This window comes from Fictibacillus sp. NRS-1165, from assembly GCF_050468105.1.
Taxonomy (GTDB): domain Bacteria; phylum Bacillota; class Bacilli; order Bacillales; family Fictibacillaceae; genus Fictibacillus_C; species Fictibacillus_C terrinigri.
In genome coordinates this window covers 26099-52874 of record NZ_JBDPNU010000052.1, presented here as the reverse complement: position 1 = coordinate 52874, position 26776 = coordinate 26099, and the positions used below count along the sequence as shown (strand labels likewise).

Here is a 26776-nt window from a genome sequence, read left to right as displayed (position 1 = left end):
TTGCACACCATCATCCACTTTCCCTTTCTTTCTCTGTATGGGATGGGGAAGCTCTTCCTTATCAAATTAATCATCGATGAGTGATGGAACCGTTTCTTTTAGAAGTTTATTGATGTCGCCCGACTTTAATTTAAGGAATGATTATATTTTAGTTAGTTCTGCTTATTACTTTAAGTTAGAAATGCATTTTCCCGTTTCCATACTGATTGGTAATGATGAATGTTGATGTATTATTTTCCAAGAATTTTTTTCCTTTTTTAATCCAAATGTAAATCTATTAGTAATCTGGCGTAGTTTCTCTTCAGACCCATTGTAAGCTATTAAAGACATATTACTATATATGAAGGCAAGTCCCGCATTTTCTTCAACAACTAAATCATTCAACTCTACTTTGAGTTGAACACCTCCCTCTTTCAAGTGGTTGAACCAACCATTCACAGCTTCCTTCCACTTCGAAATACCTTTATACTCCCAGTCTTCCCAACAATCATAAACTTGAATGTTAGTTGCGTATGCTGATACAAACTTCTCAACATCCTGTTCATAAACGGCAGACTTATAATTTTTTATAACGTCCTGAACCTTTGTAAATCCATCATTCATACTATAACCTCCCTCGTAATTTTTTGATAATATAAAATAATGAGATAATATATAGTGGAGTTTAACATAATGTTGTAGCTAAATACATATTCTTCCTTTATTTCCAAACTCTTATTAAACAATCCTGCCCTTTAGTTATTATATTAATATTTGCTTGAATTTTGAAAATTGTAATACTTTATTGTCTCAATTATACTTGTTCTATAATGAATAAAGGAGAGGTTTGCCATAACTATTGAACTTTTTAGTCAAACAAACATTCCAACGCTACTTGATAAGGTTGGTGAAAATATATTAATTACCAATGCTGAGTATGAAATCGTATGGATTAACCAATCTGCCAAAGAACTCCTTAAAGTAATTGGACCTTTTGTCAATATTGATAACCCAGAAGATTTTATAGGGCAAAACATCTCTAGATTTCATAGTCAAAAATCGTTGGAATATATGTAAAATGGGTACTTTCCTCATTCCACTACTATAACTTTATTTCAACGATTTAAATCCAATATCGTTGTCAACACCTTAACCTCTGAAGCAGGGGAAAAGCTGGGTTATATTCTTACTTGGAAAGACCTTACCGAATTTGACAACGCCATCCAGGAAAGAAACGAACAAATTAAGGAATTAGAAAGCCCTATTATTCCACTTGCTAATGATACTTCAATCCTTGTTCCCCTTCTCGGGAAAATCACGGAAGACCGAATAAATCATATTGAGAGCAAAGTATTAAAATACTGTGCCAATCATCAAATTAATGACGTCCTTTTTGATTTATCAGGGGTTAACGAAGGACTTAAGCCTGAAACCGCATCTCGCCTGCAACAGATGCAAACTGCACTTTGCTTAATGGGTGTAGAACCTATCTATGTCGGAATCAAACCCGAGCTTGCCCAATCTATTGTTAGGGATCAAATTTTTATTGGTGCGAAGACCTTTACGTCCTTCAAACAAGGAGTCTTATATGTCTGGAAGAAGTCAGGGTATCCATTACAAAAAATCAGAGATAAAAAGCATATATAGGACACTTACATCCATTAGTTTGAGTACAATTATTCATCTTACATATTCAACAAACCTGCCCCTTTAGTTCCATAAGAAAAAGCCGCCTTAAAGACAGCTCCGATCTTCAGCTAGCGCACCCGTTTGTTTAAGTATATCGTTTCACAAACTCTTCTACATTTTTTTAGAAGGATAAATGTAGGTACCCTGAATTAAGCAACCTAACTAAGAGGTGAATTTTCCATTATTTCGGTATCGTTCTCCGTTAGTTCAATTTCTTTTTTCTCCGTCGTATAATAAATTATCGCAATGGCCGGTAAAGCTATTCCAATCAACAATGCAGCTTTCCAGCCACCCATCGCGTATGCCCAACCTCCTGTTGCAGAGCCTATGGCACCACCGGCAAAAAAGATTGCCATGTATAAACCATTAAGCCGGCTTCGAAATTCTGCCCCCAATGAGAAAATAGCCCGTTGACCAAGGACCATATTTGCAGAAACTCCAATGTCTAAAAGAATGGCCGAAACTACCAAGATTACTAATGCGGAAGTTGAACCGCTTTGGCTTACAAGGGGTAGAATGCCAGAAATGGTTACTAAAGCTAATGCTATTCCCGTGGCTGGTCGAATCCAACCTCTATCGGCAAGACGGCCTGCCACTGGTGCAGCTACCGCCCCAGATACTCCAACCAATGCGAACAGTGCAACTTCTTTTTGAGAAAAGTGGAAAATAGGACTAGTTAGTAGCAAAGGAACAGTTGTCCAGAACAAACTAAAAGTTCCAAACACACAAGAATGATAGATTGCTCTACGTTGCAGGACAGGTGTCGTTTTGAGTAAAAGGAACATAGAACTCAGCAGCGTTGGATATTGTGTCGTTGTCATCGGCTGCCTTATAGGAAGCAACTTTACTAATACCAGGGCAAGAACAAAAATCATTGCAGCGGATAAAGCAAATATAGTCCGCCAGCCCATAAACTCCGCCACAATACTTGATACTGGACGAGCGAGCATGATACCGAGTAACAAACCACTCATGACATTACCAACATTGCGGCCGCGTGTGGCATCCGGCGAAAGATGAGCTGCGTACGGTACGAGTACCTGAGCTGCTACTGAGCCCAGCCCGATAAACAATGAAACTGCAAGAAATAGCGATGCGCTTTTGACTACTGAAGCAATAGCCAACACGATTGCAGTGAGGAACAATAACGCAGCAACAAGTTTTCGGTTTTCAAGGATATCTCCCAAAGGAACGATAAATAACAATCCGAATCCGTAACCAATTTGAGTCAGCGTGACGATGAGGCCCGCTGCCACGGAGGATAGTCCGAGTGAAGAGCTGATGAGGCCTACTAAAGGTTGTGCATAATAGAGATTAGCAGCGATCACACCGCAAGCGATGGCCAGAATGAGTGTAACCCACGACGATACAGGTTTCTCCATTTTTTGTTTTGCGATTGAATTCATAGAACACTCTCCCTAACTTGTTATATAAGTAATATTATTGGAATGGTCGGTCCAATAATATTAAAAAAAAATTGTTTATAGCATCTCAATTACTGTATTCATCTTGTCATAAATAATTTTTTTTGTCGGTTTTCACCTTGGATACTATGTTGATGCATGATTAAGATTAAGCAATAGGTGTGATAGAGCCTTAATATCTTTCTTGTGGTCAATTTCTCCCGTCTGCTGTCCATTACTGAGAAGCTCATAAAAAGCCTGTTCAATTCCTCGAAACCGTCTCGGATCAATTTACATAGATGTTCATCTGGTAAATCCAAGCCAATGCTAGCATTAGTCCCCTTTCTTAACAAATCATTTCAATCACGAGAGCAGCAAACTGATGTGTAATGTACACCGGTTATTCCATATGGAATAACCTATCTCTTTCGAGACTGGTCGGTCCATAAATGTCACAACTTAATGACTGTGACTACATAACTGGATTAAAACATTCAAGCTATAACTCTTCAAACTTTATTGAATCGAACAGTCCGAAATATGCACACAGTTACAAATTAAGCTAAAAGGTTGACAATGCTCTCTGAAATGTCCTCAAGGAGACTCTTATCTCGTTTGACGCGCGCAACAACGTTTATGCCATGATTTATGGATAACAATAAACGAGCGATTTTCCGACTATTCAAGGTCGGTCTAAGCTCGCCAGTTTCCTTACCCTTCTCCAGGAGATTATAAAATGCCTCTTCCAGTGTTTCCGACCTATCTTGTATGAGGGCCTTCGTTTCATCATCCAGATAATCTTGGTAAATAGACAAATTAGTAATCAAACAGCCACCTGGCCAGTTTTCGGCTAAAGCCATTTCCATATGATAACGAAAATAGACCGTTAACCCTTGCTTCACCGTCATCGCATTCACCAAGATGCTTCGTTTTCTCTCACCCACCAATCGAGAATAATATTTCACCGCTTCATTAAGCAAAGATTGCTTGTCACCGAAGGTTTCATAAAGGCTGGAACGGCTAATCCCCATATTGTGCATTAAGTCGGGAATGCTCGTTCCCTCGTACCCTTTACTCCAAAAGGTCTCCATAGCAGCCCTGAGTGCCTCTTCACGAATAAATTCCTTTTGACGTCCCAATGCCATCCCTCCTTTAAGAAGATTTTACCATTTTCGAACCGAACAGTCCAGTATTATTTTAAGAATACTAACGGGTGCAATACTTCAAGAAGAAAGTCGTCCTTTTTCTTTTTCCCCAAGAAAGATTGTGAATTTTTGTACTTAAACTGCCATGTTAGTTCAATAAAAAAAGACCACGAAAATGGCAGCTGGAGTCGCACGAACACTATAAGGACTTTCTTTTTTATTATCAGCAGTTACTTCAATTCCTACATATCCTCGATTACCCTATAAAAAAATCTCATAGATAGAAAATTACTTAATATTCTATATCTTCCCTAGTAGTCCATAAAAATTCCTTTTGTTTAAAGTTCGAAAATTCCACTACTCCTTTTCGCAATTTTTCTAATTCTTCATTATCTGTATAGATGTTAATGTTTAAGTTGCAATTACCAGAAGAAAAATCTACATTCAATTCAAAGAAAATATCATCATCGTCATACAATAATTTTTTTATTTTCATGCTAGATTCAGACATTTTTTATTCCCCTTGGTCGTTTTTATTTATATTTATTTTGTCACAGGGGATTATTTAACTATCCTGCCCGTTAGTGTTAGTACAATTCTTCACAATCTATATTTAATTTACAATAGATTACCTAAATCCAGTTTTTAAACTTCTAAGTTTGGAGGCTTTGGTCCAGGGCGGAATGGGTCCACTAACCCGAATTATTTATTATCATTCTTGAATTAACGCATGCGTTAATCGAACAATGATTACTCTTTAAATAAAAGTATATTACATTTTCAATATAATCTGAGCTCCCCTAAGCCAATATTGTAAACTCTTTGTTCATCTTGATATCGAATCCCTCTTAGCCTAAGTTCCTACAAAATTCTCATTTATTTCTCGAAACAAGGCGTCCAATAGATTCTTTAGTTCCAATCTCATCTCTACGTCAATGATTTCTCCGTTATTACCTAATTTTTTGTTCATGAAAGGATCGTCAATTTCATTGAATTTTTCGAAGAAACGGAAGCAGGAAAAACCTTGTATAAATATGCCTTGCAAATGACCCAGTTAATGGAAGAGGATAAAATAAAAGTAAAAGGAGTCGAAAACAGGGTAAACGAAACGTTGATGATAGGCATCAATACGTTTTCGGTTACTGAGTTAACTGAAATACTTCATCAATTTAAAAAACAACATTCAAAGGTTACTTATAAAATTCAACAAAATGAATCCTCTCATCTTTGTAAATTAGTGAGAGACCGGGTAGTAGAAATGGCGATCATCAGATTGCCATTTGACTGGACGATTTTTCAATTCTTCATCTCCATGCAGAACCGTTTTACTTAATTACATCCAAAAAACAGAAGGAATTTGGTCAAGAAGTTTCGCTTGCTGAAATCGAAGACTATCCACTCCTTTTACCAAGCACCGAGGGATTAGGAGTACTATATTTGATTTTGGAGGCATTTTCTCGGTTACAAATACAACCCAACATGATTGGTGATTGTTCCGACATTACTCTTTTGATGGAGTTAATCTCATCTGATTTTTGCGCATCGATCCTTCCGGAGACGGTGCTTAACATTTCCAATTTAGCTGAGATGTCTTCCCCAGTCGGATTAATATGGCTGAAGAATCTTTGCTTATCAAAAGTTGCTCAAAACTTTGTCGGAATGATCCAAAGATATGGTGCAATGCCTTGTCAGTTTCCGCAGCGCTTATTTTGTACTAATAGAACGGTTCCAATCATATTCTTATAAAAGAAAAAATCAGAAGGAGTGTATAGTTAGTTGAAAAACGTTAAGGTTAGTTTACGGCCCATTGTGAGTAAGTTAAATTTACCCACTGTTTTGAAAACAACTATACTTCCGGGTGACACAATTGAAAGATTATTTATAGCAACCCAGGTAGGAGAGATCTTTTACATAGGAAACTCAAGTGTAAGGACTTTTTTAGATATTCGCCCGCGAATCATAAAACTAGGTGCTTCTGAACTAGGGGTTTCTGGTGGTGGATATGATGAACGCGGATTGCTAGGGCTGGCGTTTCATCCCGAATTTTATTACAACGGTCTGTTTTATCTTCATTTTTCTGTGGCTGGAACACAAGGTCCAGGTGCTCTTCCTGAACCTTTTCATCCTAACCCGTGTGATCCAAGAACCTTAAACCTGAAGTGGATAAATAGAGAAACTCAATATGATCATATCGATACAGTTGAAGAATGGATTTTACAACCGAATGGTCAACCTCAAAAACGACGGACATTACTTAACTTGAGAAGACCATTTTTAAATCATAATGGTGTTAATAGCTTAAACTTTTCACCTGAAACAGGAAAACTTGTTTTAACAACCGGAGATGGAGGATCTGGCTATGATCCATTTAATTTAAGCCAAGATGATATGGAAATAGCCGGTAAAATAATTGAAATTGATGTAGTTAAGAATACATTTATCTATAATCCACCCGTAGTCACACGTTTTAATGAACTTCCTGCACCTATTCAGGAAACGCTTACAGTAATTGCCAAAGGGGTTCGCAATATACCAGGCATTTCATTTCAAAGGTTTTATAATGAGTATGTCAAATATGTGGGAAATGTCGGACAGGATTTGGCAGAGTCGATTTTTGCATTCGTGCATTTTAGACCAATACCGGTTACTCAGCTTATTCAAGCTTATTCAATTGAACCTGTCCAAGAAGACTATATTAACTTTGGCTGGCGAGGGTGGGAAGGTGATTTCCCTACTTCTATTTTAAGGGGCTGCTCTGCAAATCCGACCTTGGATGAGAAAACTATTGCTTATTACAATGAAGCAATAAAAACTTCAGTGAGGCGTCTACAGCCTTTAACTAGTTATTTTCATAAAGATCCCCGACCCGATAAGTTTGGAGGAACTGCACTTACAGGAGTCCAGCCATATATGGGGAATGGAATCCCCGATTTAAAGGGAAGCGTTGTGTTTACCGATCTTGCCCAGGAATCTCAATCTCCGGCTAGAGGGGTTTTAGCTTATACCAAGGTAAGAACAGATGGTAAACTAAATGATTTTAGTGTTATTAAAACAGATTATAATTTTGGGTCTCAATCAGCTTATTACGTTACTTTGGGAACGAATCTGGATCAGACCAGACTATATTTAGGGGTTTATGGCTCTATGAAAGTGACTGATTTTAACCAAGGTACTGTTTTTGAAATTGTTCCATGATTCATAACTATAATATTCAACTTAATACCAGATAAAATCCTTCTTGGATTAAGTTGAATCGAAATATAAAACAAACAAGAGTGCAAGCATACTCCCTCGTTTGAAGCAGTAGGGCTAGGGAAACGAAACAAGTTTTAGCCCTGCAGGGGTACACAATTACGTAAAATAAGTGGACTTTTCTAAAAGCTGAAGCCCTTTTTTCCTGCTCCGGCATATTTACCCTTGCAAAGATCGCGATCATTGAGCTTCTCCCTTTTGTACTTAACTCAACTTTCGGACATGGTAAATCAACCTCAACCCAAAAGGGAAAATTGAGGTTAAACTATGTTGTTACGCCTTGAGAAAGGAGCGGATTTCACAAAAAAACTGGTAGCTTATTGAAAAAACGATCCAGAAACTGTTGGATTTGTTCATTCGTTAGAAGGTATTCTTCAGCTAATGTGGCTCCCAGTAATTCCAGAATGGTTAAGAGAGCTTCGGTGAAACGAATATCCTCTACTTCATCACAGCACACGTAAAAGAGTTGACCTATGGTTTAGGGTCTTGTTCTTCACGCGAACTCATAGCTAACATCATGTAGCGGAAACAATGGTCGTATGCGCAGTCAAGGTGTCGTAGCTACGCGATTGACACTCCTTCGCCAATCGCAGGTGGGACTTGGCCACTTTGAAGAAGCATTCGATGGCCCAACGTTTATCGTAGATGCGGATCGCGTCCTCATCTGTATGGTCGAGATTAGTGGTAAGTAAGGCTAACCAATTATTTGACCGATTCCGATCGCGGACAAAGATAATCCGAGCTTGGACTTCCTTTCCGCTTTCCTCGTCAGGACCCAATCCGACAACGATCGAAGCGAGAATTTTGGCACGGCCACGTTTTTTGCGAACCTTTTTACCTACAGGTTACTCCTTCTTCACTAGCTGATTTATTGTTTCTTTAAAGTCTTCTATGATGTCTCGTATTTTCTGAACGGTTGCTCGCCATCCTGTTTCATCTTCTCCGTTTCCAGGTGTGTCTAAGGTTGCCTCATTTTCGTCTATATCGTCTATCAGTGTTGGAACGGTAACAAATTTGTACCCTTTTGCACGTAATTGGTCAATAATTTCAGGCAAAGCTTTTACCGTTTCAAATTTCCCGGATGCATGATAGGAATGCTGAAGAGCAATAACTCCAGGAGCCGCGTCCTTGTTGACTGCTGATACAATTTGTTCAGCAGGTACACCTTCCCAATCCTTAGTATCTGCTGTCCATATAATCGAACGGTAGCCTTGTTTATTAAGCATACTTACCTGGTGATCGTTGATTTCTCCCATTGGCGGCCGGAATAAATGGGTTTTAGCACCTGTAACTTTTTCAATTTCTTCGCTTGTGGCCTGGACATCTTTCTCTAATTCCTGATCTGTTAGCTGCGGTACATTCTGGTGATTCCACGTATGATTCCCAATCACATGACCTTCTCTATGAATTTGTTTCAGTACTTCAGGATGTTGTTTTGCCTGCTCTCCGATCACAAAGAAAGTAGCTTTAACACCTTTTTCTTTTAAGATTTTTAAAATTTGCGGAGTATAGCGGTTATCCGGTCCGTCATCAAACGTAAGGGCGATTTGTTTCTTACTGGTATTCCCCATATAATACCCGGTTGTTTGTTTCATAGGCACGTTCAAGTTTTGCCCCACGTTCAATTTTTGCCCGGGATGATAATCCTTAATCTGAGGGTTGGCTCGTTTCATTTTCGATGTCGAAACACCATATTTACTTGACAGTTTCGAAATGGTGTCTCCTGCTTGTACACTATGCTGATTTGGATTGGGGATCTCTAAGCGCTGTCCTTCTGCGAGACCAGTAGAGAATAATTTGTTTAGGTTTACAATCCGATCTTGAGACGTATGATATTTGTCGGAAATTTTCTTAACGGTATCACCTGGTTGAACGGTATAAGATGCAGCGGATGCAAGATGGCTAACCGTGAGTTGACTTACTAAGCATATTGCTAATAAAGAACCAATTTTCTTCACATGCTGTCCCTCCTAGGAGTTATGAACTAATCTCGACAAAAATGTTATCCCTCTCCGAGTCCTCAGTAGTATTTTTCGACAAATGGATCTTTTTTTGACCGTGAAAGAAAGGGAAGAAAATAAGAGCGACAATGCGTAAAAGGTACTAAAACCCAGTAAGTCTTCTTTTCGGGTCATTGTGCAGAATGGAGGGCGTCATTCGAAAATTTGATCTGAGTAACTTTTATTTACATACTTTTAATTCGATTGTAATGGTACCTATCTCATTCCTCGCTTACAATTAGACATTGTAAATAGGCGATGACATTCATGTTTAGAAAACTACTCGTTAACACCTTTTTCTCCTAAATTTTACGTAGAAAGGGGTACAAATTTGATGCCTATTAATCGAAGAAAACAGGAGGAAAGATTATGAAAAGATTGGGGTTTTATTTTCTGCTAACATCCTTTTTTATCAGCGTTTTCACTGGGTTTGCCGCACCTAAATCAGCTGATGCAGCAGAAGCGGTAAAACCAGGAAACATTCTTGGAGATTATGCGGGGGTTGCTCGCGAAACCTCTCCTCGTTCTGATGGAATCTACCACATTGATACACCCCTTTCCATTGAGAAGATGAAGGAGTTACATATCAACACCTATTATTTTCTGATTTGGGATGAAAAAACAGACTGGGATGACCTGAGAAATGAATTTTTACCTGCTGCCCAAAAGGCCGGAATCAATGTGGTTGTCTATGTTGTTCCCCCAACTGAATCCACTGGTGAGCGAAAATCCTACCCTTACACCACTGATTACCTTGCATGGTCCAGAGAAATAGCAAAATTATCTGTTCAATATCCAAATGTGATCGGTTGGGCTATCGATGATTTTAATCATAATCTTAACAAATTCACCCCGGAGTATATGGACCAAATGAAGAAAACGTCAGAAGCAATTAATCCTGACCTATTTTTTACTCCTCTCATGTATTTCGAGTCATTGAATGAATCTTTTCTTCAGACACGTGGAGCATATATTGATGGTGTGATCATAGCCTTCAGAGATGGCGTCTACCGGAATACACAGGTATATGCGTCAGAACAGGAACAAATCGATGCAGCATTTAGCCTGCTCAGCAAATATAATCTGCCGTTATATTGGATGATCTATGCCTCTCAATTGTCGAACACTCCTGCAAATCCATCGGCAAACTATATAAGAGAAGCGACTCAAATTGCGTTGAAGAATATGAAGCAGGGAAAAATCAAGGGAACCATCTCCTATGTCCTCAAAAAGAACTTTGAACCTGAACCAACCGACGATAAGGCATATGACGATAAAGGATATTTAAACTTTTTTATCGGAAGTGGCGTCCCAAGTTCTGCTGGTAATTACACGCAGGCATCCCAGCGAGTGCAGGTGAATAACTCCGACAACTATTCATTAACGTTCCAGACCATGAACCTTGGAGCAGACGTCTCCGGTTACCATAAAAAACAGCTGCTGGTTGATGGCAAGGTGGTCTGGGAACAGGATACTGCTGAAATAGTTCCCGACCTACTTTGGAAACCAGTTACTGTAGATCTGAAACCGTATCTGACTGGAAAATCCTGGGCGAATATAACTTTCCGTTTTTATGAGAGGAAGGGAGTAAGTAATTTCTGGACGTATGCAGGGTTTGATGCCTTGCAGCCAGTTGGTTTTACCGTAAACAACCCAAACTTTGCCGACACCAGCAGCTGGAATTTCTCATCTAACTATTCGGGTATCATCGGTGAGATCTTGCAATATGATGAGCAGAGACGCGAGCGTGCATATAATCACATCAAGGTTTCCTATGCAACGTATGAATTGTATTCTTCCATTTACTCTTCAAATGTTGAATCTTCAACAAAAAGCAGCCTTCTTAAAAAGGCAACAGCCATCATGACCTACCACTTTGAAGAACAAAATGACAGGGCAATTCAAGGTCTTGACAGTTTACAAAGCCAGATTGCTTCCTTAAAAGGAAAGGGAATATCTGTTGATCAGGCTGAAGCCTGGGAGGCCTTGATTAAGGAACTTAAGGAATATTATTCTGCTGTATAGCGTTTATTCTAAAAAGTTATGACGAGGTGAAGCGGTGTTTTATTAAAAATCATGGACAAGCCTTTATATTTGTGACTAAAATTTAGCTGATCGCTGGTGATTCACTGGCGATCGGCTTTTTTCTCCGTTGGTTCAACATTCGTTTTCATGTGTTTCGTCTGGATTACCCATGCTGCTACTTCAAGGTGTTATCTAGAGCTAACTTCTTTGATGGGGTAGTACCAGCGAAGCTGTCACTACCCGCAATAAGGTTCTTAAATTAGAAATGCAAAATATTTTCTATCTCCGAAACCCTTTATTCAATTGGAATTCGTTCCATACTTTTCCGATAAAACAGATTGAATCCGCTTGCTGAATTCGGAGGCACCGAAGTTCTAAGATCTGGCTATTGTTACGCCAGACCCTTTTCTTCTCCATTTGTTTGATTGCCAAATTCCATTAGATCCAAGAGCCCGGTTGCCTTGAAAAGCCGCCGGACACGGTACGGCATGCCTTTGATTAATAAAGTACTGTGGTTTCTGTTTGTCGATTTAAGTGCCCCTCGAAAAACCTTTACCCCAATGCTGTCGAAAAATCAAATTTGCTGAAGATCGATCACAATGGCTTGCTCTTTCTGAACTGACATCGGTTCGAGTACTTCTTTTAACTTTGGTGCTGTGTAAGAATGGATTTCTCCAACTAGTTTTACATAATGTGTGCCTTGAGACGTTTCGTGCTGAATTTTAAGATTATTATTTCCTCCAGTAAGCAAACATTCATTTAATTCATTTAAATATTAGTGTAAATGCACCTCACAAAAAATGTGAGATGCATTTAGGATTAGGAGGTGTTTGGTGGTGCATTCGTAGTCTCTAAACAACGCCTTAAATAGCCTCCTAGATTGCGTATATCGGACTTACTCTTAGCTCTTCAACTACTATAAAACATAATTCCTATAAAGAACTGTTTTTCGTAACAACTTTCATTTTCGTAGGTTTTCTCGGCTCTCTATCCTATGTGGATACAAACTCAGTTTTTCTCGTCATTTCTTCGATTATCATCATCATCTGTGTATTGCAAAAAAGACAGAAATTTAATTAAAATATTAGGTACTTAAGATAAGAGTAACAAGAAATGAGATCAGTTAGCTCAATCTTTAAGTTGTTATTGATGAGCATCCACTTCCTCTTTCCTCTTTTCTCTTCTTCTCCTCGGTTTCTTCATAACTTTTTTGCTTTATCAATAAATCAAATAATTCCTCATATTCTTTTCACCGTCAGAAGTCTGTTTGCGTCTTTTTTCGTTTGATACATCACAAATACCAATCGCATTCTCAAAGTTTGATGAGTATCCCCTTCAACAATTACTATTTCATCAGAAAAGAAAAATTCGTTCACATACGAATCTACAAAGTTTTAAAGTTAAACAAAGCTATACCGAAATAACCATATTAAATGAAATGATAACATTAGCTGGCGGATCTAATGTTTTTGGATATTGAAAAAGGCTGGTCTAGCGTTTCTTGGGAGGAAGTTTTAAATCGCAATCCTGACATTATTGTTATTATCGATTAAGGAGAAACAACTCTTGAACAAAAAAAGAACTTTTTATTAAATCACCATGCACTTAGTGGTGTCAAAGCAATAAAAGAAGAACGGTTTGTAGTGCTTCCATTGTCTGCAGCTGCGGAAGGTATCAGGGGTCCAAGTGCCATAGAACAACTAGCAAAAAATTTTTATCCTGAAAAATTCTAGGTCTTTAGATCGGTTTAGTTCATATGCTTCTTGGAACATGGATCAGAATTAATCTACAGCAATGAAAAATTCAGTAACCTCGCACTTTAAGGGAGTTCTTCAGCAATAAAAAAGCCCTTAGATTTTTAAAATTTAAGGGCTAATGTTCCTTCCTGTCCTTCCCGAGTAATAATGTACGTGTCCATTATTAAAGGTGGTTGTTCCAGAAAACTCATGATAATGTGTCCCATCGCTCAGATGGACAGCAGGTCCTGTGTCTCCTGAAAACCCATGAACATGCCCATCTGCAAAAGTGGTTTTTCCCTCATAGTAATGAACATGAGCAATGGTGTTATTTACTGGCGTTGTTGTTCCCTGAACGTTGTGCGAATGTCCGTTATTTATCGTCGTTTCCGTGGCATATTGATGTCGATGAAGAACTCTGTCATTCCATTCTATTTGTTCAATATCATGCTCGTGCACAGAACCCCTCCTCTTTCTTGAATTACTTCTGAATATATATGTAACAAATTAAACAAGTATAACTCCAATCTTGATGTACACAAGCAACTTTTCCACCAAACCAGTAATTAAGAGCATAAGTTAGAGGCCATCTCGACACCACCTTGGGAGGTTGATATTTCATTCTACACGTATATCTTAATACTTTTTATTGATGTTATAATTGTTGCAGTTAATCCAACTATTATAACGATTGTCAAAGAATATATTAGTCTTTCATCTCTAAGGGTTAAGATTCCAATAAATATAATAATGGCATCTAATATTAACAAAGCCATTCCAACATTTATAGAAAATAATTTCGAAAAAATCAATGCTAGTAAGTCAATTCCCCCAGGACTGATATGTTACCTACAGGGTACATAAGGAACAGGAAGCATTCCAAAACAGTGAAGAGTTTAAAGAACTCGCAAGTTCACGTTAAAATTGAAGCAAAAAATAGTGAATTTAAACATGGACACGGGTATGATATGGCATCATCTGCGGGTCTATTTGGTATGGAAATACAAGGTGCAACAACAATATTCGCCGTCAATTTGAAGCGAATCATTACGCTTTTAAAAGAAAAATAAATAGTAAAAGTAAATGAAAATAGGCACTTTCTTAGGACGATAACGTTCAAGAAGGTGCCTATTTTTTATGAAGTGACATAATTAATTAAAAACATAAGTTTTTCAGTGCCCTCGTTGAATACAGAGATCATCTCTTTAAAGGGCCTAGCCTTTTTTAAAATGCCCTTTACATGGGGTACACTTTACGAAGAGATGGCTTTTATTCACCTTGTTTTTTCTTGATTAGGAGAGTATTATCTTACTGCTGGTAACTCCGTACATCTCAAACCCTTTATAGGATTTACTTTCTGGCAGACAATCGACTAAACATCAGTACGGCAAATAACAATTTCGCCGATTTTTTTTAACACCCAGCCCGCGGCGATAAAATTAAACTTAACTATCATTATTTAATTTTTCCTAATTTAGTCATCACTACAGTAAAGCTAGAGGTTTTGCAAAATTCCTCAACCAAATTCTTATTATGAACTACCTTCCAGAGCCGGTCAAAAAGGGTGCTGAATTCTTCCTTGTCTTTTTCATTTAAAGCGAGGAGAAACACTAATTGGACGTGGTTCCCTCCCCATTGCACCGGTTTTTTTAGAATCCCAATCGCAATGCATGAATCGAGTGCATTTTGTTTTACCGGATGTGGAATAGCTACTAAATTGCCAATTGAAGTAGGTGATATATCTTCCCGTTCAAGAACAGAATCCAGGTAGGAATCATCTACATATCCCTTCCTATTTAATGCGCTAGCCATAGATTTAATAATGGCTGCCGGTTCTTCTTCTTCAATCTCCGGGAAAAACAATTCTTCACTAAATAAATTCAGGAGTTTTTCAAACGATTTCTCTTGGTCATCATTTAAAAACCTTCGTGAAATATAGTTATTGACCATATCCACGTCTTTTTCTGTTAATAATGCGTTAATATGCAGAATCGGGATCGTTCGTTCTTCTTTTACTGGAACTGTACTTAAGATTAAATCAACATCTTGATTTTCAATATCCTTTAAGGAATAAGAAGGATACGTTCCGACAATATTTAATCCTGGAAACTCACTTTCAATGCTTGCAGCTAGAAGCTTGGCTGTTCCCATACCTGAAGCACAAACAATGGCTACTCGCCTTACCTTACGCTTTTTCTTATTTTTTATACTTTCAATTGCTGCAGCTAAATGAACAGCAATGTATCCAATCTCATCTTCATTTATTTTCATTTGGTGTTCTCTCAGAATGATGTCAGAAGCAACAACGGCTAATTCAAAAGCAAAAGGGTAGTTTTTTTTGATTTCTTTCAACATCGGATTTCGAAGGTTCATTTTATATCTCATTCGGTTCATAGCTGATCGTAAATGCAATCCCAATCCATAAATAAGTTCTTTATCGTCCATTAAATCAATCCGATATACTGTGTTTATCTCGTCTAGAATATCTATCACTAGTTGATAATTACTTTTTCCGATTAATTCAATAAAATCATCTCGTAATATATTTCCATCCCGAAACCGTTTTGCTCCGAGTAGGTGAATGGTAATATACGCGATTTCCTCATCCGGAATGTTTATGGAGAATTCCCTTTCCAATGACTTTACGATATTGGATGCCACAACGTATTCTTTCTCTTCTTCTAGATGATTAAGCTCCAATTTATCAAGTTCAACGTTTTTCCCCTTTTTTATGCGTTGTATTCCAATCGCAATATGCATAATTAAGTTATTCAACGGCATTTCTGCTATATTAAAAGGCAGCTGCTGAATATGTTGTTTTGTGATGTTTTCAATTAAATCAATATCTATTCCTTCGGCCAAAAAATGGTTGTTATTTTCCACTGTTTTTGTTTGCTCATTTTTAATATTGGCCAAACAATCTGATAAACAAAAACGAATGTTCATCTCACTTCCTGCTATTTTTATTCCATAGTTTGGTTTTTTATAAATGGAGACGTCAAATTTACTCAATAGCTTTTCTACTTGTTTTAAATCGTTGTCTACCGTTGATTTACTTACAAATAATTCGCTGGCTAATTGCTCAATTGTTATAAAATCATCAGCCATAATGATGTTTTTTAAAATGTACAGAACTCTTTCTTCGGGTAAAATAGGCAGGGTTTGTGTTTCCGATGGTTGATTTAACTGGAACAATTCTTCAATTAATTCTCTGATTTTCTTGTCGGGGATCGGTTGTATAAAGTAGCCAATTCCTCTTTGAGCATCTATTTTCACACCGATTTTTTTCAACTCATGATTTAAAGCAGATATATCATTTCTTATCGTCCGTGATGTGACCCCCAATACCTTTGATAAGTATCCGCTTGTGACAGGCTCTTCGTTTGCTAGTAATTCTTTAATTATTTCTTTTAGACGATTGTTTAAAAAATCCAAAAAGTGTCCCCCCTTTCTTAGCAGATATCCTTCCTATTATTGCATCTGACTTGCTTTTCATGCTAGATAAAAAAATGCCATACATTAAAAGGACGCCCTGAAAGGAGTGCTTTTACTCTTTATCAAGGAATCACCCTTTTTGATGACGTTATTTACTTATTTTCAAGGTAAAAATTTCATTACTCGCAACATCGTTTATTTCGATCTCGTTATGATTCAATTGAATTCGTTCATCTGCTTCAGAAATAAGAATCTCATTTAAATCCACCAGTTCAATTTTATTGAAGAATTCCGGGTTTACAGAAGCCTTTACCAACGGAAGTACCTGATCGGTTGTATTATATATTCGTACAATGATACTGTCATCATTTTCGCATTTTTTTACAGCACTGATAGCCATATGCGGGTTATCAATTTTAAAGAATTCATTCTGATCTTTAACCATTGCTGTTTCAGACTGATGATAGACCGGAATCGCTAATAATGGAGCTACATATTCGTTAGACTTCCTTCCAATTTCCGCCCTGGTACTGCCGCCGGAATACGGAACGATGGAATACTCCATTTCATACTTTCCTATCAGACTGCTATCTGGTGTTTCAACATGAAGTCCTGATCTTCTTCCGGGGCGGTCCACTAGGTCCTGGTTACCCATATAATCTGTTCCACAAAGTAAGGTAAGTGCAATTGTTGGTTGTTGTCCACTCAGTATCTCATATTGAGGCAGTCCTTTATTAAAAATAGAAAGCCCATTTTTTTCATCTGAGACATCGACAAATTTTTGTTGAGGATAGATTGGATAATACTTTTCCTCCCAGTTTTCTCCTTCCCAATATTCTACTTGAGGCAGAACATTATCACGGCGAATGGTTCCGAATTGTTGATCAGCGATATGAGTGCCTGCCTTAAGCCCTGTTTCAAAAAGGGCACGAATTCTATGATTTTTCACCGTGTTATCTATAACTGTTCTTATATCTATTCTGTCCCCATGACGGTTTACCGTGACAAAGCTTTCAATCGTGGACACTCTGAATTCCTTTGAACGCCCGTTAACATCCGAATCCACAGGAAAATGCAGAGTATGAACGATCCTTACGGTAGCAAAAACAGGACCATTATGAACGACTGATATCTCAGGAGCAGAGTCCTTTGTTGTTATGATTTCATCTTCCCTAGGCGGAGAAAAATCATATTCATCTCCCGCATTCCCACCCTCTTCGAATACATTGAGGCTAGAAAATATCCTTCCTGTTGAATGTTCTGTAACGGTAAGGGATCCATTTGGTTGAACTTCTGCTTGAAAATAATCATTTGAAAATACACCGTCTTGATAAACAAGAGACGAATCATGCTCAGTGGATTCATTCTCTTTGAGATAGAATGTTTTATAACCGAAGCCATTCATTTCTGCAAGGAACTTTATATGGGTCGTCCATACAAAGTGATCTTCGTTCTTTACGCCAATCTCAATTTGTTTATCGTTTAAGTTTTCTTGCTTGGTTTCAACAATTTGATAAGGAACGTGATTTCCTGCAGAATCCGTAATGGCAAAATGCTTTGATTTTAATTGAAGAACAGCATCTGCAATATTGCTTCTTTTGTGACCCAATGTGTTAAACACAACAAGGGGGTTGCCTTTGTTGTAATCAAATTGGATTTTATCAATCAGATCTGCCGTTGTGTCATTTTGAAGAGTCTGCCCGATTTGCTTAGCAAATTGATACCTTAATTCCATTTCCTTATGCGTAGCATCTGTGCAAACATTGCAAATGGAATCATGCGCATGGTTTTGAAGTGTATATTTCCATCCCTTATTGATTATTGCATTGTCGTAACTGTTGCCTAGAAGAAGAGACATTGAATTAAGAGGTTCCAGGTACTTTTCATATAAGTTTTGAACTTCAAAGTTTTCCTTTTTCAAGTCCAAGCGGGTTGATGCGATACTTACATGAACGCGCATATTTTTACCTTTTCTAAATTCTCCCGCAATGGTTTCCAGGTTTTCTGTTTCTTTCTTTACCGCTGTAAAGTAATCCATGAGCTGGCTGATTTTTATCGAATAATCTAAACCTTGAGAAGAAAAATGACGATTCAATTCTTCAACGATTTCCGGAAGCTCTTTCACTGCACTTCTTTGGTCAAAGCCACACATTAATAACAGATTAGGGGACGTAAGCATTTTATTTAAATCATTCATATTATCATCAATGATTTTCAAATTTTGATCGAGGTTAGCAGAAAGCATTCTTCCATTTCCATAGCCTAATGGCAAATGGGTTGTAAACACCTTTGACCCATCCGGTCCTTCCCACCAGAATTCTGTTTTCTCTGTTTCCTCGTTTGTAATACCACGCCAAAACAGTGCGTGATGAATACCAAATCCATTTAATACCTGAGGAATTTGTGCAGCCTGTCCGAAGGAATCTGGAAGATAGCCAATTTTCATGGCCATTCCGAACTCATTAGCGATTTGCTGACCAATTAACAAGTTACGAATAAGAGATTCCCCGCTCGGAATAAACTCATCCGGTTGGATATACCACGGTCCAATGAGTAATCGGCCTTCTCTAACCAGCCTTGCTATTGATTCACGTTGATTAGGCTTGATCTCTAAATAATCCTCTAATACAATCGTTTGTCCGTCCAACATGAACGATGTATACTTTGGACTATTGTCCAGCAATTGAATTAACTCATCCATAAACCGTACAAGCTTTACACGATATTGTTGATAGGTTTGGTGCCACTCTCGATCCCAGTGAGTGTGGGAAATAACATGAAAGTTCATTTAGATGCCTCCATTATTATAATGAAAAACAAGGGGAACCCATGATTTAGATCCCCCCTCTCAGACTAAATTTATGATTTACGCTTCTTCTGTAATCGGCATTTCTTCTTCAATATTATTCTTTAAGGCAGCTACTATAAAAGCCGTTACAAGGATTGCAGCTGTAAAAGCAATTAAGAACATAATGGGTTTTGTGAAGAATGGCAGTACGAATACACCGCCACTTGGGACTGGGGCTTTTGCACCTAATGAAAGCGCTAACCCGCCGCCAACCGCTGAACCAATGACAATCGATGGAATAACACGCAGTGGGTCACTTACTGCAAATGGAATAGCCCCCTCCGTTATTCCTGTTGCTCCCATGAATGTACTTGGAAGCGCACTTTGTCTTTCTGCTAACGTAAATTTCTTTGGAGCTAGTCTGGTTGCAAGTGCTAAACCAATAGGCGGTGTCATGATTCCGATCCAACAAGCCGCCATTGGAGCATATACACCATCTTTCAACATACCTACACAGAAAGCAAATGCTACTTTATTAACAGGTCCTCCCATATCAAACGCCATCATAGCACCTATAATGAGCCCAAGAATTAATAAGTTCCCGCCGCTTAATGAAGTTAACCAAGCGGTTAATTCTTTTGAAAGTGCAGCAATCGGCTGACCTATAATATACATTAATAACGCAACACTTCCTGCGCCCAATAAAGGAATAACAATGATTGGTTTTAATTGAGCAAAATATCTATGCATAGGCATTTTTTTTAGTCCCTCTACGATATAACCCGCAAGGAAACCTGCAACAATCCCGCCTAAAAAGCCTGCTCCGATTTCATTTGCAATCAAACCACCTACCATTCCAGGTGCAATACCCGGCCTGTCAGCAATCGAGTATGACATATAACCCGCCATAACTGGGACCATAAGAGAGAAAATGAGAGTACCGGTTTCTACTATTTTTTTAGCGTAGCCTGTTTCTTGTTCTCCACCGCCAAGCAGTAATCCGATCGTAAGTAACAATCCCCCCGCTACTACGAAAGGCAGCATATATGAAACACCGGTCATTAGATGTGTTTTTGCTTCTTCTAGCACCTTTTTCATAGTGACCTTCCTTTCCTAACAACGATTATTTCTTTGCAAGCTCGATAGCCTGATTTATTAATCCTTGAGGATTTTTTACCGCCTCTGCCACTGAAACTTTAATAGTCGGGATATTATTAAATCGATCAGACTTTGCAATGGCGGTATCTACCGCAAGAATAAGTGCTTCAGCTTCTGAGACTTCTTTTTCTTTGATGGCGTTTTCAATTCCCATCGCACCTTGCTTTTCAACCTTAATTTTTAAACCCATTTTTTTAGCAGAAGCTTCTAAGGCCGCAGCAGCCATATGTGTATGTGCGACTCCAGCTGGACAAGCTGTAACAGCGATCATTTTCATAACAATCTCTCCTTATGAGTTGGATTTTTTACTAACGCAATCTTCTAATAAACGTAATACATTCTCTTTATGTGCAGCATTCATCAAACTTGTCCGAAAATCATCATCGATTAATTTTCCAGACAGTGTGGATAAAATTTGAAGATGAGTTGTTCCTCCTTCCGATTCTGGGACGGCAAGCATGATGACAAATGAAACTTCTCGGTCATCCATTGCTTTCCAATCAACTGCATTATTCATTTTTCCAATGACAATGCTCGTATTCTTGACCGTTTCACTTTTGCAATGCGGAATAGCAATTCCATTTCCAAAACCTGTAGTAAATTGTGCTTCCCTATCCATTACCCCTTGAATAAACGCTGATTTTGAATCAATGCGATCCTGGTTTTCCAGTAAAGAAGCTAAGTACTCAATCACTTCCAGTTGACTGGAAGCTTCAAGGTTGAGATCGATCAGGTCTTTATTAATCAATGATGTTATTTCCAATAATTCCACCCTCATTCTCTTCAGTCGCGTTACAAGAAATAATCCGGATTCATTTCCTGTATATTTTATTAACAAAAGGAACCGCTATTTGAACTACAATTGTTATTATAAAGCCACGCTTACCTGAATAAAAATTAACTCTTTTCCTAAGTACATAGGAAACGCTTACACGCATGGCACAAAAACTCAAAATAACGGGTTCGATTTTGAAGTAGAAAAATTAAATTAACCGCACAATTGTAAGTCAAATTCGCATATGAATTAGACTTCTTTTATTTGTTGGTATTTTAGGATTATCACAATATTAACAAGTAAATTAGCTCATATTTTATGACAAGTTAGAATTCGTCTATCGGAGATGCCTAGAGAAAAACAATCTAAACAAAAAAGCAATGGAGTCAATTTCCATTGCTTTTTCTATTACTAATTTAATGTTGAAAACTTTGCTTGTTCGAATGTTAAATGGGCTGCGCATTAATGCTTCCAATATTTTAGATTTAGTTTGCACTTGAACTTTTGTTATCACTTGAATATGAGACTCTCGGTGACCAATGGGTTTCAACGTCTGAAGGGAACTTCGAAAAATAGTATTTCCCTTTTGTCATTACTGATATGAGTACATGTAACACAGGACCGGATAACATCGCTAAAAACGAAGCGTAGTAAATCGGATAAACATTAAACACACCAAGTGTGCCAATAATAACAGCTACGGATAAAGATATAATACCTGCTGGGTTCCAGGAACGAAGATACTCCTGTCGATACTCCACAAATTCAGTGGGAGCCAGTTTAAACACTTTTCTGCAGATATAATAATCTGTTAGGATAATGAAAACCCAGGTGTTCGTTAATATACCGGTAATAGCCAGGAAAGTATTCATATATTGAAGAACATTCACTGCGTAAAATATGACCCCTAACAGCCAAACCAACATCATCCACCATTGTCGGCCAGGACGATAATTAAACATACTGTCCATCGTATTGGATAGAGCCAACGATCCGGAGTACAAATTCATGACATTGATTCTTATTTGGGTTATGACCGCAAACACAACACCAAGAAGTCCCATTACAAAGGGGAACACAAATCCAGGATCAGAAGCCAGCGAATAGGTGGTATTTTCAAGGTTGGGCAAAAGTGTATAAGCGAGCATTGCCCCGAGAAGTATAACGGCAAGCATCGGAATTAACATTCCGACCATAATCGTAGCGGTTCCTTTATACGTTATACTTGGTTTCGCAAAACGTCCATAATCTGTAGCCAATAAACCCTGAAATACAAGCTGGCCATTGGCCATATTCATTGCCGTCCACATCGTAGTTGCTGTTACCTCGTTTCTTGGCATCCAGGAAGCCGTTCCAACAATATCATAATTAAACGAAAGCTGAAACATTCCAATAAGGAATAAAATAAGAAAGATAGGAACTCCCCATGTTTGCAAAAATTGCATGGACGTCATCCCTTTCCACACAAACCAGATCGTTATTAAACCTAAAACAGCAAAAATCGCTATTCCCCCAGCGGAATTAATTTCAATACCTGCATAATTGGCAATAGCATGGGTAACGATTGTTCCTTCAAAAATAAAATAAAAGATATAGTTAATCGCATATATCAATGATGTTACCGCCGAGCCCAAGTACCCAAAACCAAGCCCCCTTGTTAACAAGCTCATTGACAGGCCCTCTTTGCTGGCAATCTTCATCGTGCATGAACCGATAATTGTGGCACCGATAAAAAAATACAAAATAGGGATGAGCATGGTAGGCCAGCCAACCGTATAACCAAATTCGGCACCATAAGTAAAGAAAAACATAGCTGTCGAGTTTCCTAAAAGAACAAGAATAATGGCTGGTATAGGCCAGCGATATCGAGCAGGAACACGCCCTATCGCATAATCCTCCACCGCTTCTGCTTTGGTAATATCCTGAGGCCCCTGAAACCATTCTTTCCACTTACTCATACCTTCCCCCACCTTTTTCATTTTTTTCTTAACCACCATTAAGTCAATTTTCGATGGATATCAGCGAGTTGTTCATACATCCGTGTTGTGAGATCTCTCAATACCGGAAAATACGGTCGAACCTTATAAGGCGCTTGAATATCGATTTCAGCCAGAGTGATACATTCTCCCTCGTATGGTGCTTTACAGAGAATAGGATGACCTGGTATCTTGGTCTCTTTGTCACCGGCACTTACAACACAGCCTCCACCCCAATACTCGGTATCCCCTTCTTTCCCTACCAGGTTGGTATAAACAAAATTAATGATATTTTCCATTGCTCGGACTTTAACGATCGGCTCAAATATCTCTTTTTCAAATGTGGGAGAACCAGAAATTCCAACGATTAAATCAGCACCTTTCATGGTAAGTGCACGTGATAATTCGGGAAAAAAGATATCGTAACAGATCAATACTCCTATTTTTCCTATTTCAGTATCGTAAACGGGTAAGTCTTCACCTGCTTTAAAATATCTGCGGTCTGGAAACGCTCCCGGTCCTGTTTGGTCTGTTGCGTGTCCTGGCAACGTATTCTTTCTCCATTTTCCAATAAATCCATTGGGTCCTACTAATGCAGCTGCATTATATAGAACACCGCTAATACTTTTCTCCGGCATGCCCCAAATAATATGGATATCGTGATTGTGCGCCAATTCTTCAAAAAAACATGTTGCCTCTCCCGGTATTGGTTCGGCCACTTCGAAAAAGTCATCACCACAGTTATATCCGGTTAATGCTAGTTCCGGAAACACGATTAATTGGGCGCCTTGCTCCACCGCTTCAAGCGTCAGCTCCTTCATTTTCTTTAAATTTTGCTTTTTGTCACCAGTAACTGGTGTAATTTGTCCAATCGCGACCTTTGTCATTTTGAGAACCTCCTCTATTTTACTTTTTAATTTCCACTATTTAATTAACTTAATGAGCCTTGCTACATCCCGTGATGTATTTATCAGTAATTGTTTACCATTGTTAATGGCATCCTGCAAGCTCATCGGACCATTTGTGATTGATTGGCAGCTAATAAAATAATCATATAATTGCTCATACCCTCTTCCCAACGATCCAGAAATTAATAACGGTTTGGCATTGTAGCGTTCAGCAATTTTCGCAACATAAATGGGAACTTTTCCGTATAAAGATTGAAAATCTGACTTTCCCTCTCCTGTCACAACCCAATCCGCAGATTTTATTTGGTGCTCCAAATCCATTGCCTCAGCTACAATTTTGGCTCCCGATTGAATTTGGGCGCCGAGTACTAAAAAGGCAAATCCCAATCCCCCAGCGGCGCCAGCACCCGCCTCGTTTTGCATTGACCCACCTAATGTTCTTTCCAAAAGGTCAGCATAATGTTTTAAACCAAAATCCAGCCGTACAACATCTTCCGGTGTTGCCCCTTTTTGAGGACCAAACACATGGGATGCTCCGGTTGGACCGCAGAGAACATTATCAACATCACTCGCTACGATTAATTCACATTCTGTCAGTATTGGGTTAATACCAGACAAGTCAATAGAATGAATTTGTTCGAGTCCGCCTCCATTAGGTGGAACCATAGTACCTTTTTTATCAAGAAAGATCCCGCCTAACGCCTGTAACATGCCCATCCCGCCGTCATTGGTGGCGCTTCCACCTAAACCTATGATAAATTTACGGTACCCCTCATTCAACGCATGGTTAATCTGTTCACCCAAACCATATGAGGTTGTAATGAGCGGGTTCCTTTCAATCACCATCTGTAAGCCCGCTACATTTGCAACTTCAATAACTACGGTCTGTTCATCCCCTAAAACTCCATAGCAGGAATTTGTCTCTTTACCATGGGGACCTGTGCTTCTTACTTCCACTTTTCTTCCTTTAGTGGAATAAACTAATGCATCCATCGTTCCTTCTCCGCCATCAGCCATTGGAAAAATATCAACCTTAGCGGCAGGTAATTCAGATTCAAATCCTTTTCGTATACTAATTGCTACTTCCCTTGCCGAAAGACATTCTTTAAATGAATCAGGAGCTATTATTATTCGCATCATAAGCCTCGCTTTTTGTCTATTCAAAATTGTCATATTATTAATCTATCTAATAATCTACATAAATTCATTAACTATATTTCTAAATATTACCGCACAAAATCGGAAAATTTTTGTTCAAATGCACAAAAAGTGAAGTACTATTATTTTGAAGGAGTTGAGATCGATGTTGATTACATCAGAACTTGCACAGCCGATCATTGGAAAAATAGCAAAAGTTGCAGGCCGTAACATTAACATAATGGATGCCGACGGAGTGATCGTTGCCAGCAGCGATCCAGAGAGGATTCATCAGGTTCATCAAGGTGCCATCGAAGTCATGGAAATGAAATCGGAACGTTTGATCTATCCTTCTGAATGTGGAAATTTAATGGGCACTAAACCAGGAGTGAATTTACCAATCTTATATCTAAATGAATGCATTGGCACTGTAGGTATAACGGGGGATCCTAAAGAAGTTTATAATATCGCCTCCATTGTTAAAATAACGGTTGAAGCTCTTTTACAGCAACATTATTTGAGTGGGCAGCTCAACCAAAAAAGGAAGGTTATTCAGGAATGGGCTCTTGACCTAGTTAACCCACATTTCACAAATTTCATTGACTTAGAAAAAAGAGCTGAATTCCTTAAGATGAATACAGTGCAATTATGTACGTTTGTTCTGGTGGAAGTGGGAGACTTTACCAATAAAACATCAATATATGACGAGTTATCGGAAAAACAGGAACGAATTCTGCAGCTTATGAGTCTTTATTTCACTCCACATTTCATTTCCTTCATTGGAAAAGATCAATTTATGATGGCATTTCAAGATAAAAATAATCACGATTTGATTAAAATCAGGCATTTATCGGAGCGCATATATAAAAAATTAAGGAATGAGCATTTTGATGTTTGTATAGGCATTGGTACTTCTAAAAAAACCATTATTGGATACCGAGAAAGCTACAAGGAGGCATCACAAAGCATTAAAATAATAAAAAAGTTGAATTATCCAAAAAAGGTTATGCACATTCATGAATGGGGCATTACAAGAATACTGGATAAAATCCCAGAGGAATTCATGAATTCCTATTTTAATGAATTTTCACATCATAGTTCTTCTTATTTAGATTCCGAGTTACAAGATACTCTTGAAATGTTCTTAGACTTGGATTTAAATGTTGAACTAACTTCTAAACAATTAAATGTTCACCGAAATACAGTAAACTATCGACTTGATAAGGTGAAACAGCTTTGGGGATTAAATCCAAAACGTTTCAATGATGCAGTCCAACTGAAAATTTTTCTGTTTTTCTTAAAAATTAATGAAAACCGAAACGCAACTGTTTGAGCTATTGGATCATGCAAAAAAAAAAGGCGCTTTCTAT

The 26776-nt window shown here is 38.2% G+C and carries 21 protein-coding genes and 2 pseudogenes; 6 read left to right on the top strand and 17 right to left on the bottom strand.

Features of this window, described 5'->3' with window-relative positions:
• Positions 1–165: 165 nt before the first annotated feature.
• From ABHN01_RS20800 to ABHN01_RS20785, 4 genes are all read right to left on the bottom strand, one after another.
• Positions 166–603, bottom strand: a complete 438-nt coding sequence (locus ABHN01_RS20800) for a YybH family protein (protein WP_429877096.1) — start codon at positions 601–603, stop codon at positions 166–168.
• A 1223-nt stretch (positions 604–1826) separates the two neighbouring features.
• Positions 1827–3074 (bottom strand): MFS transporter, encoded by a 1248-nt coding sequence (locus ABHN01_RS20795; RefSeq protein ID WP_429877095.1) that lies wholly within the window; start codon positions 3072–3074, stop codon positions 1827–1829.
• Positions 3075–3628: 554 nt separating this feature from the next.
• Positions 3629–4210 carry a TetR/AcrR family transcriptional regulator gene (locus ABHN01_RS20790; RefSeq protein ID WP_429877094.1) on the bottom strand — a complete coding sequence of 194 codons (582 nt, stop codon included), beginning with the start codon at positions 4208–4210 and terminating at the stop codon, positions 3629–3631.
• Positions 4211–4508: 298 nt separating this feature from the next.
• Positions 4509–4727, bottom strand: coding sequence for a hypothetical protein (locus ABHN01_RS20785; RefSeq protein WP_429877093.1), 219 nt, complete (start codon positions 4725–4727; stop codon positions 4509–4511).
• A 513-nt stretch (positions 4728–5240) separates the two neighbouring features.
• Between ABHN01_RS20785 and ABHN01_RS20780 the strand changes: the two genes are divergently transcribed.
• The 3 genes from ABHN01_RS20780 to ABHN01_RS20770 are packed head-to-tail and all read left to right on the top strand — an operon-like array spanning position 5241 to position 7411.
• Positions 5241–5549, top strand: a complete 309-nt coding sequence (locus tag ABHN01_RS20780) for a LysR substrate-binding domain-containing protein (RefSeq protein WP_429877092.1) — start codon at positions 5241–5243, stop codon at positions 5547–5549.
• Entirely contained in the window at positions 5501–5962 is a 462-nt protein-coding gene (locus ABHN01_RS20775; RefSeq protein WP_429877108.1) for a LysR family transcriptional regulator substrate-binding protein, read from the top strand. The genes ABHN01_RS20780 and ABHN01_RS20775 overlap by 49 nt, the downstream gene beginning before the upstream one ends.
• Positions 5963–5992: 30 nt before the next feature.
• Positions 5993–7411, top strand: coding sequence for a PQQ-dependent sugar dehydrogenase (locus tag ABHN01_RS20770; protein WP_429877091.1), 1419 nt, complete (start codon positions 5993–5995; stop codon positions 7409–7411).
• A gap of 355 nt (positions 7412–7766) precedes the next feature.
• On the opposite strand, the pseudogene ABHN01_RS20765 reads toward ABHN01_RS20770, so the two are convergent.
• Both ABHN01_RS20765 and ABHN01_RS20760 read right to left on the bottom strand, forming a co-directional pair.
• Positions 7767–8304, bottom strand: a pseudogene (locus ABHN01_RS20765) (transposase); the annotation flags it as partial.
• Positions 8305–8313: 9 nt separating this feature from the next.
• Positions 8314–9426: a polysaccharide deacetylase family protein gene (locus ABHN01_RS20760; RefSeq protein ID WP_429877090.1), complete on the bottom strand. Its 1113-nt coding sequence runs from the start codon at positions 9424–9426 to the stop codon at positions 8314–8316.
• A gap of 411 nt (positions 9427–9837) precedes the next feature.
• On the opposite strand from ABHN01_RS20760, the gene ABHN01_RS20755 reads away from it, so the two are divergent.
• Positions 9838–11493 (top strand): hypothetical protein, encoded by a 1656-nt coding sequence (locus ABHN01_RS20755; protein WP_429877089.1) that lies wholly within the window; start codon positions 9838–9840, stop codon positions 11491–11493.
• Positions 11494–11884: 391 nt separating this feature from the next.
• Here ABHN01_RS20755 and ABHN01_RS20750 read toward each other — a convergent pair whose 3' ends face one another.
• The 3 genes from ABHN01_RS20750 to ABHN01_RS20740 all read right to left on the bottom strand — a co-directional run bounded on the left by ABHN01_RS20750 (position 11885) and on the right by ABHN01_RS20740 (position 14056).
• Positions 11885–12055 (bottom strand): STAS domain-containing protein, encoded by a 171-nt coding sequence (locus tag ABHN01_RS20750; RefSeq protein ID WP_429877107.1) that lies wholly within the window; start codon positions 12053–12055, stop codon positions 11885–11887.
• Between the two features lie 1303 nt (positions 12056–13358).
• On the bottom strand, positions 13359–13688 hold the full coding sequence (locus ABHN01_RS20745; RefSeq protein WP_429877088.1) for a YmaF family protein: 330 nt from the start codon (positions 13686–13688) through the stop codon (positions 13359–13361).
• Between the two features lie 164 nt (positions 13689–13852).
• Entirely contained in the window at positions 13853–14056 is a 204-nt protein-coding gene (locus tag ABHN01_RS20740; RefSeq protein ID WP_429877106.1) for a YitT family protein, read from the bottom strand.
• A 32-nt stretch (positions 14057–14088) separates the two neighbouring features.
• Between ABHN01_RS20740 and ABHN01_RS20735 the strand changes: the two are divergent.
• Positions 14089–14299 (top strand): annotated as a pseudogene (locus tag ABHN01_RS20735) (transposase); the annotation flags it as partial.
• Between the two features lie 385 nt (positions 14300–14684).
• On the opposite strand, the gene ABHN01_RS20730 reads toward ABHN01_RS20735, so the two are convergent.
• The 8 genes from ABHN01_RS20730 to ABHN01_RS20695 all read right to left on the bottom strand — a co-directional run bounded on the left by ABHN01_RS20730 (position 14685) and on the right by ABHN01_RS20695 (position 25406).
• The gene (locus tag ABHN01_RS20730; protein WP_429877087.1) at positions 14685–16664 is read right to left on the bottom strand and encodes a BglG family transcription antiterminator; all 1980 of its coding nucleotides are present in this window, start codon (positions 16662–16664) and stop codon (positions 14685–14687) included.
• A gap of 148 nt (positions 16665–16812) precedes the next feature.
• Positions 16813–19452 (bottom strand): glycoside hydrolase family 38 C-terminal domain-containing protein, encoded by a 2640-nt coding sequence (locus ABHN01_RS20725; RefSeq protein WP_429877086.1) that lies wholly within the window; start codon positions 19450–19452, stop codon positions 16813–16815.
• A 78-nt stretch (positions 19453–19530) separates the two neighbouring features.
• A complete protein-coding gene (locus tag ABHN01_RS20720) occupies positions 19531–20550 on the bottom strand; it encodes a PTS fructose transporter subunit IIC (protein WP_290398937.1) in 1020 nt (339 codons plus the stop codon).
• 25 nt (positions 20551–20575) lie between these two features.
• Positions 20576–20887: a PTS fructose transporter subunit IIB gene (locus ABHN01_RS20715; protein WP_429877085.1), complete on the bottom strand. Its 312-nt coding sequence runs from the start codon at positions 20885–20887 to the stop codon at positions 20576–20578.
• Between the two features lie 12 nt (positions 20888–20899).
• Complete coding sequence (locus ABHN01_RS20710; protein WP_429877084.1) at positions 20900–21382, bottom strand: PTS sugar transporter subunit IIA; 483 nt, start codon at positions 21380–21382, stop codon at positions 20900–20902.
• A 488-nt stretch (positions 21383–21870) separates the two neighbouring features.
• Entirely contained in the window at positions 21871–23343 is a 1473-nt protein-coding gene (locus tag ABHN01_RS20705) for a purine-cytosine permease family protein (RefSeq protein WP_429877083.1), read from the bottom strand.
• Positions 23344–23381: 38 nt separating this feature from the next.
• Positions 23382–24248: a carbon-nitrogen hydrolase family protein gene (locus tag ABHN01_RS20700; protein WP_429877082.1), complete on the bottom strand. Its 867-nt coding sequence runs from the start codon at positions 24246–24248 to the stop codon at positions 23382–23384.
• A gap of 36 nt (positions 24249–24284) precedes the next feature.
• On the bottom strand, positions 24285–25406 hold the full coding sequence (locus tag ABHN01_RS20695) for a glycerate kinase (protein WP_429877081.1): 1122 nt from the start codon (positions 25404–25406) through the stop codon (positions 24285–24287).
• Between the two features lie 166 nt (positions 25407–25572).
• Here ABHN01_RS20695 and ABHN01_RS20690 point away from each other — a divergent pair, with 166 nt between their 5' ends.
• Positions 25573–26739, top strand: a complete 1167-nt coding sequence (locus tag ABHN01_RS20690) for a CdaR family transcriptional regulator (protein ID WP_429877080.1) — start codon at positions 25573–25575, stop codon at positions 26737–26739.
• The last annotated feature ends 37 nt before the right edge of the window (positions 26740–26776 follow it).

Bases quoted from the DNA above. Each gene is read 5' to 3' on its own strand.
- ABHN01_RS20795 (WP_429877095.1), bottom strand. From the start codon at position 3,074: ATGAATTCAATCGCAAAACAAAAAATGGAGAAACCTGTATCGTCGTGG.
- ABHN01_RS20715 (WP_429877085.1), bottom strand. From the start codon at position 20,887: ATGAAAATGATCGCTGTTACAGCTTGTCCAGCTGGAGTCGCACATACA.
- ABHN01_RS20725 (WP_429877086.1), bottom strand. From the start codon at position 19,452: ATGAACTTTCATGTTATTTCCCACACTCACTGGGATCGAGAGTGGCAC.
- ABHN01_RS20720 (WP_290398937.1), bottom strand. From the start codon at position 20,550: ATGAAAAAGGTGCTAGAAGAAGCAAAAACACATCTAATGACCGGTGTT.
- ABHN01_RS20690 (WP_429877080.1), top strand. From the start codon at position 25,573: ATGTTGATTACATCAGAACTTGCACAGCCGATCATTGGAAAAATAGCA.
- ABHN01_RS20800 (WP_429877096.1), bottom strand. From the start codon at position 603: ATGAATGATGGATTTACAAAGGTTCAGGACGTTATAAAAAATTATAAG.
- ABHN01_RS20785 (WP_429877093.1), bottom strand. From the start codon at position 4,727: ATGTCTGAATCTAGCATGAAAATAAAAAAATTATTGTATGACGATGAT.
- ABHN01_RS20700 (WP_429877082.1), bottom strand. From the start codon at position 24,248: ATGACAAAGGTCGCGATTGGACAAATTACACCAGTTACTGGTGACAAA.
- ABHN01_RS20755 (WP_429877089.1), top strand. From the start codon at position 9,838: ATGAAAAGATTGGGGTTTTATTTTCTGCTAACATCCTTTTTTATCAGC.
- ABHN01_RS20695 (WP_429877081.1), bottom strand. From the start codon at position 25,406: ATGCGAATAATAATAGCTCCTGATTCATTTAAAGAATGTCTTTCGGCA.
- ABHN01_RS20705 (WP_429877083.1), bottom strand. From the start codon at position 23,343: ATGAGTAAGTGGAAAGAATGGTTTCAGGGGCCTCAGGATATTACCAAA.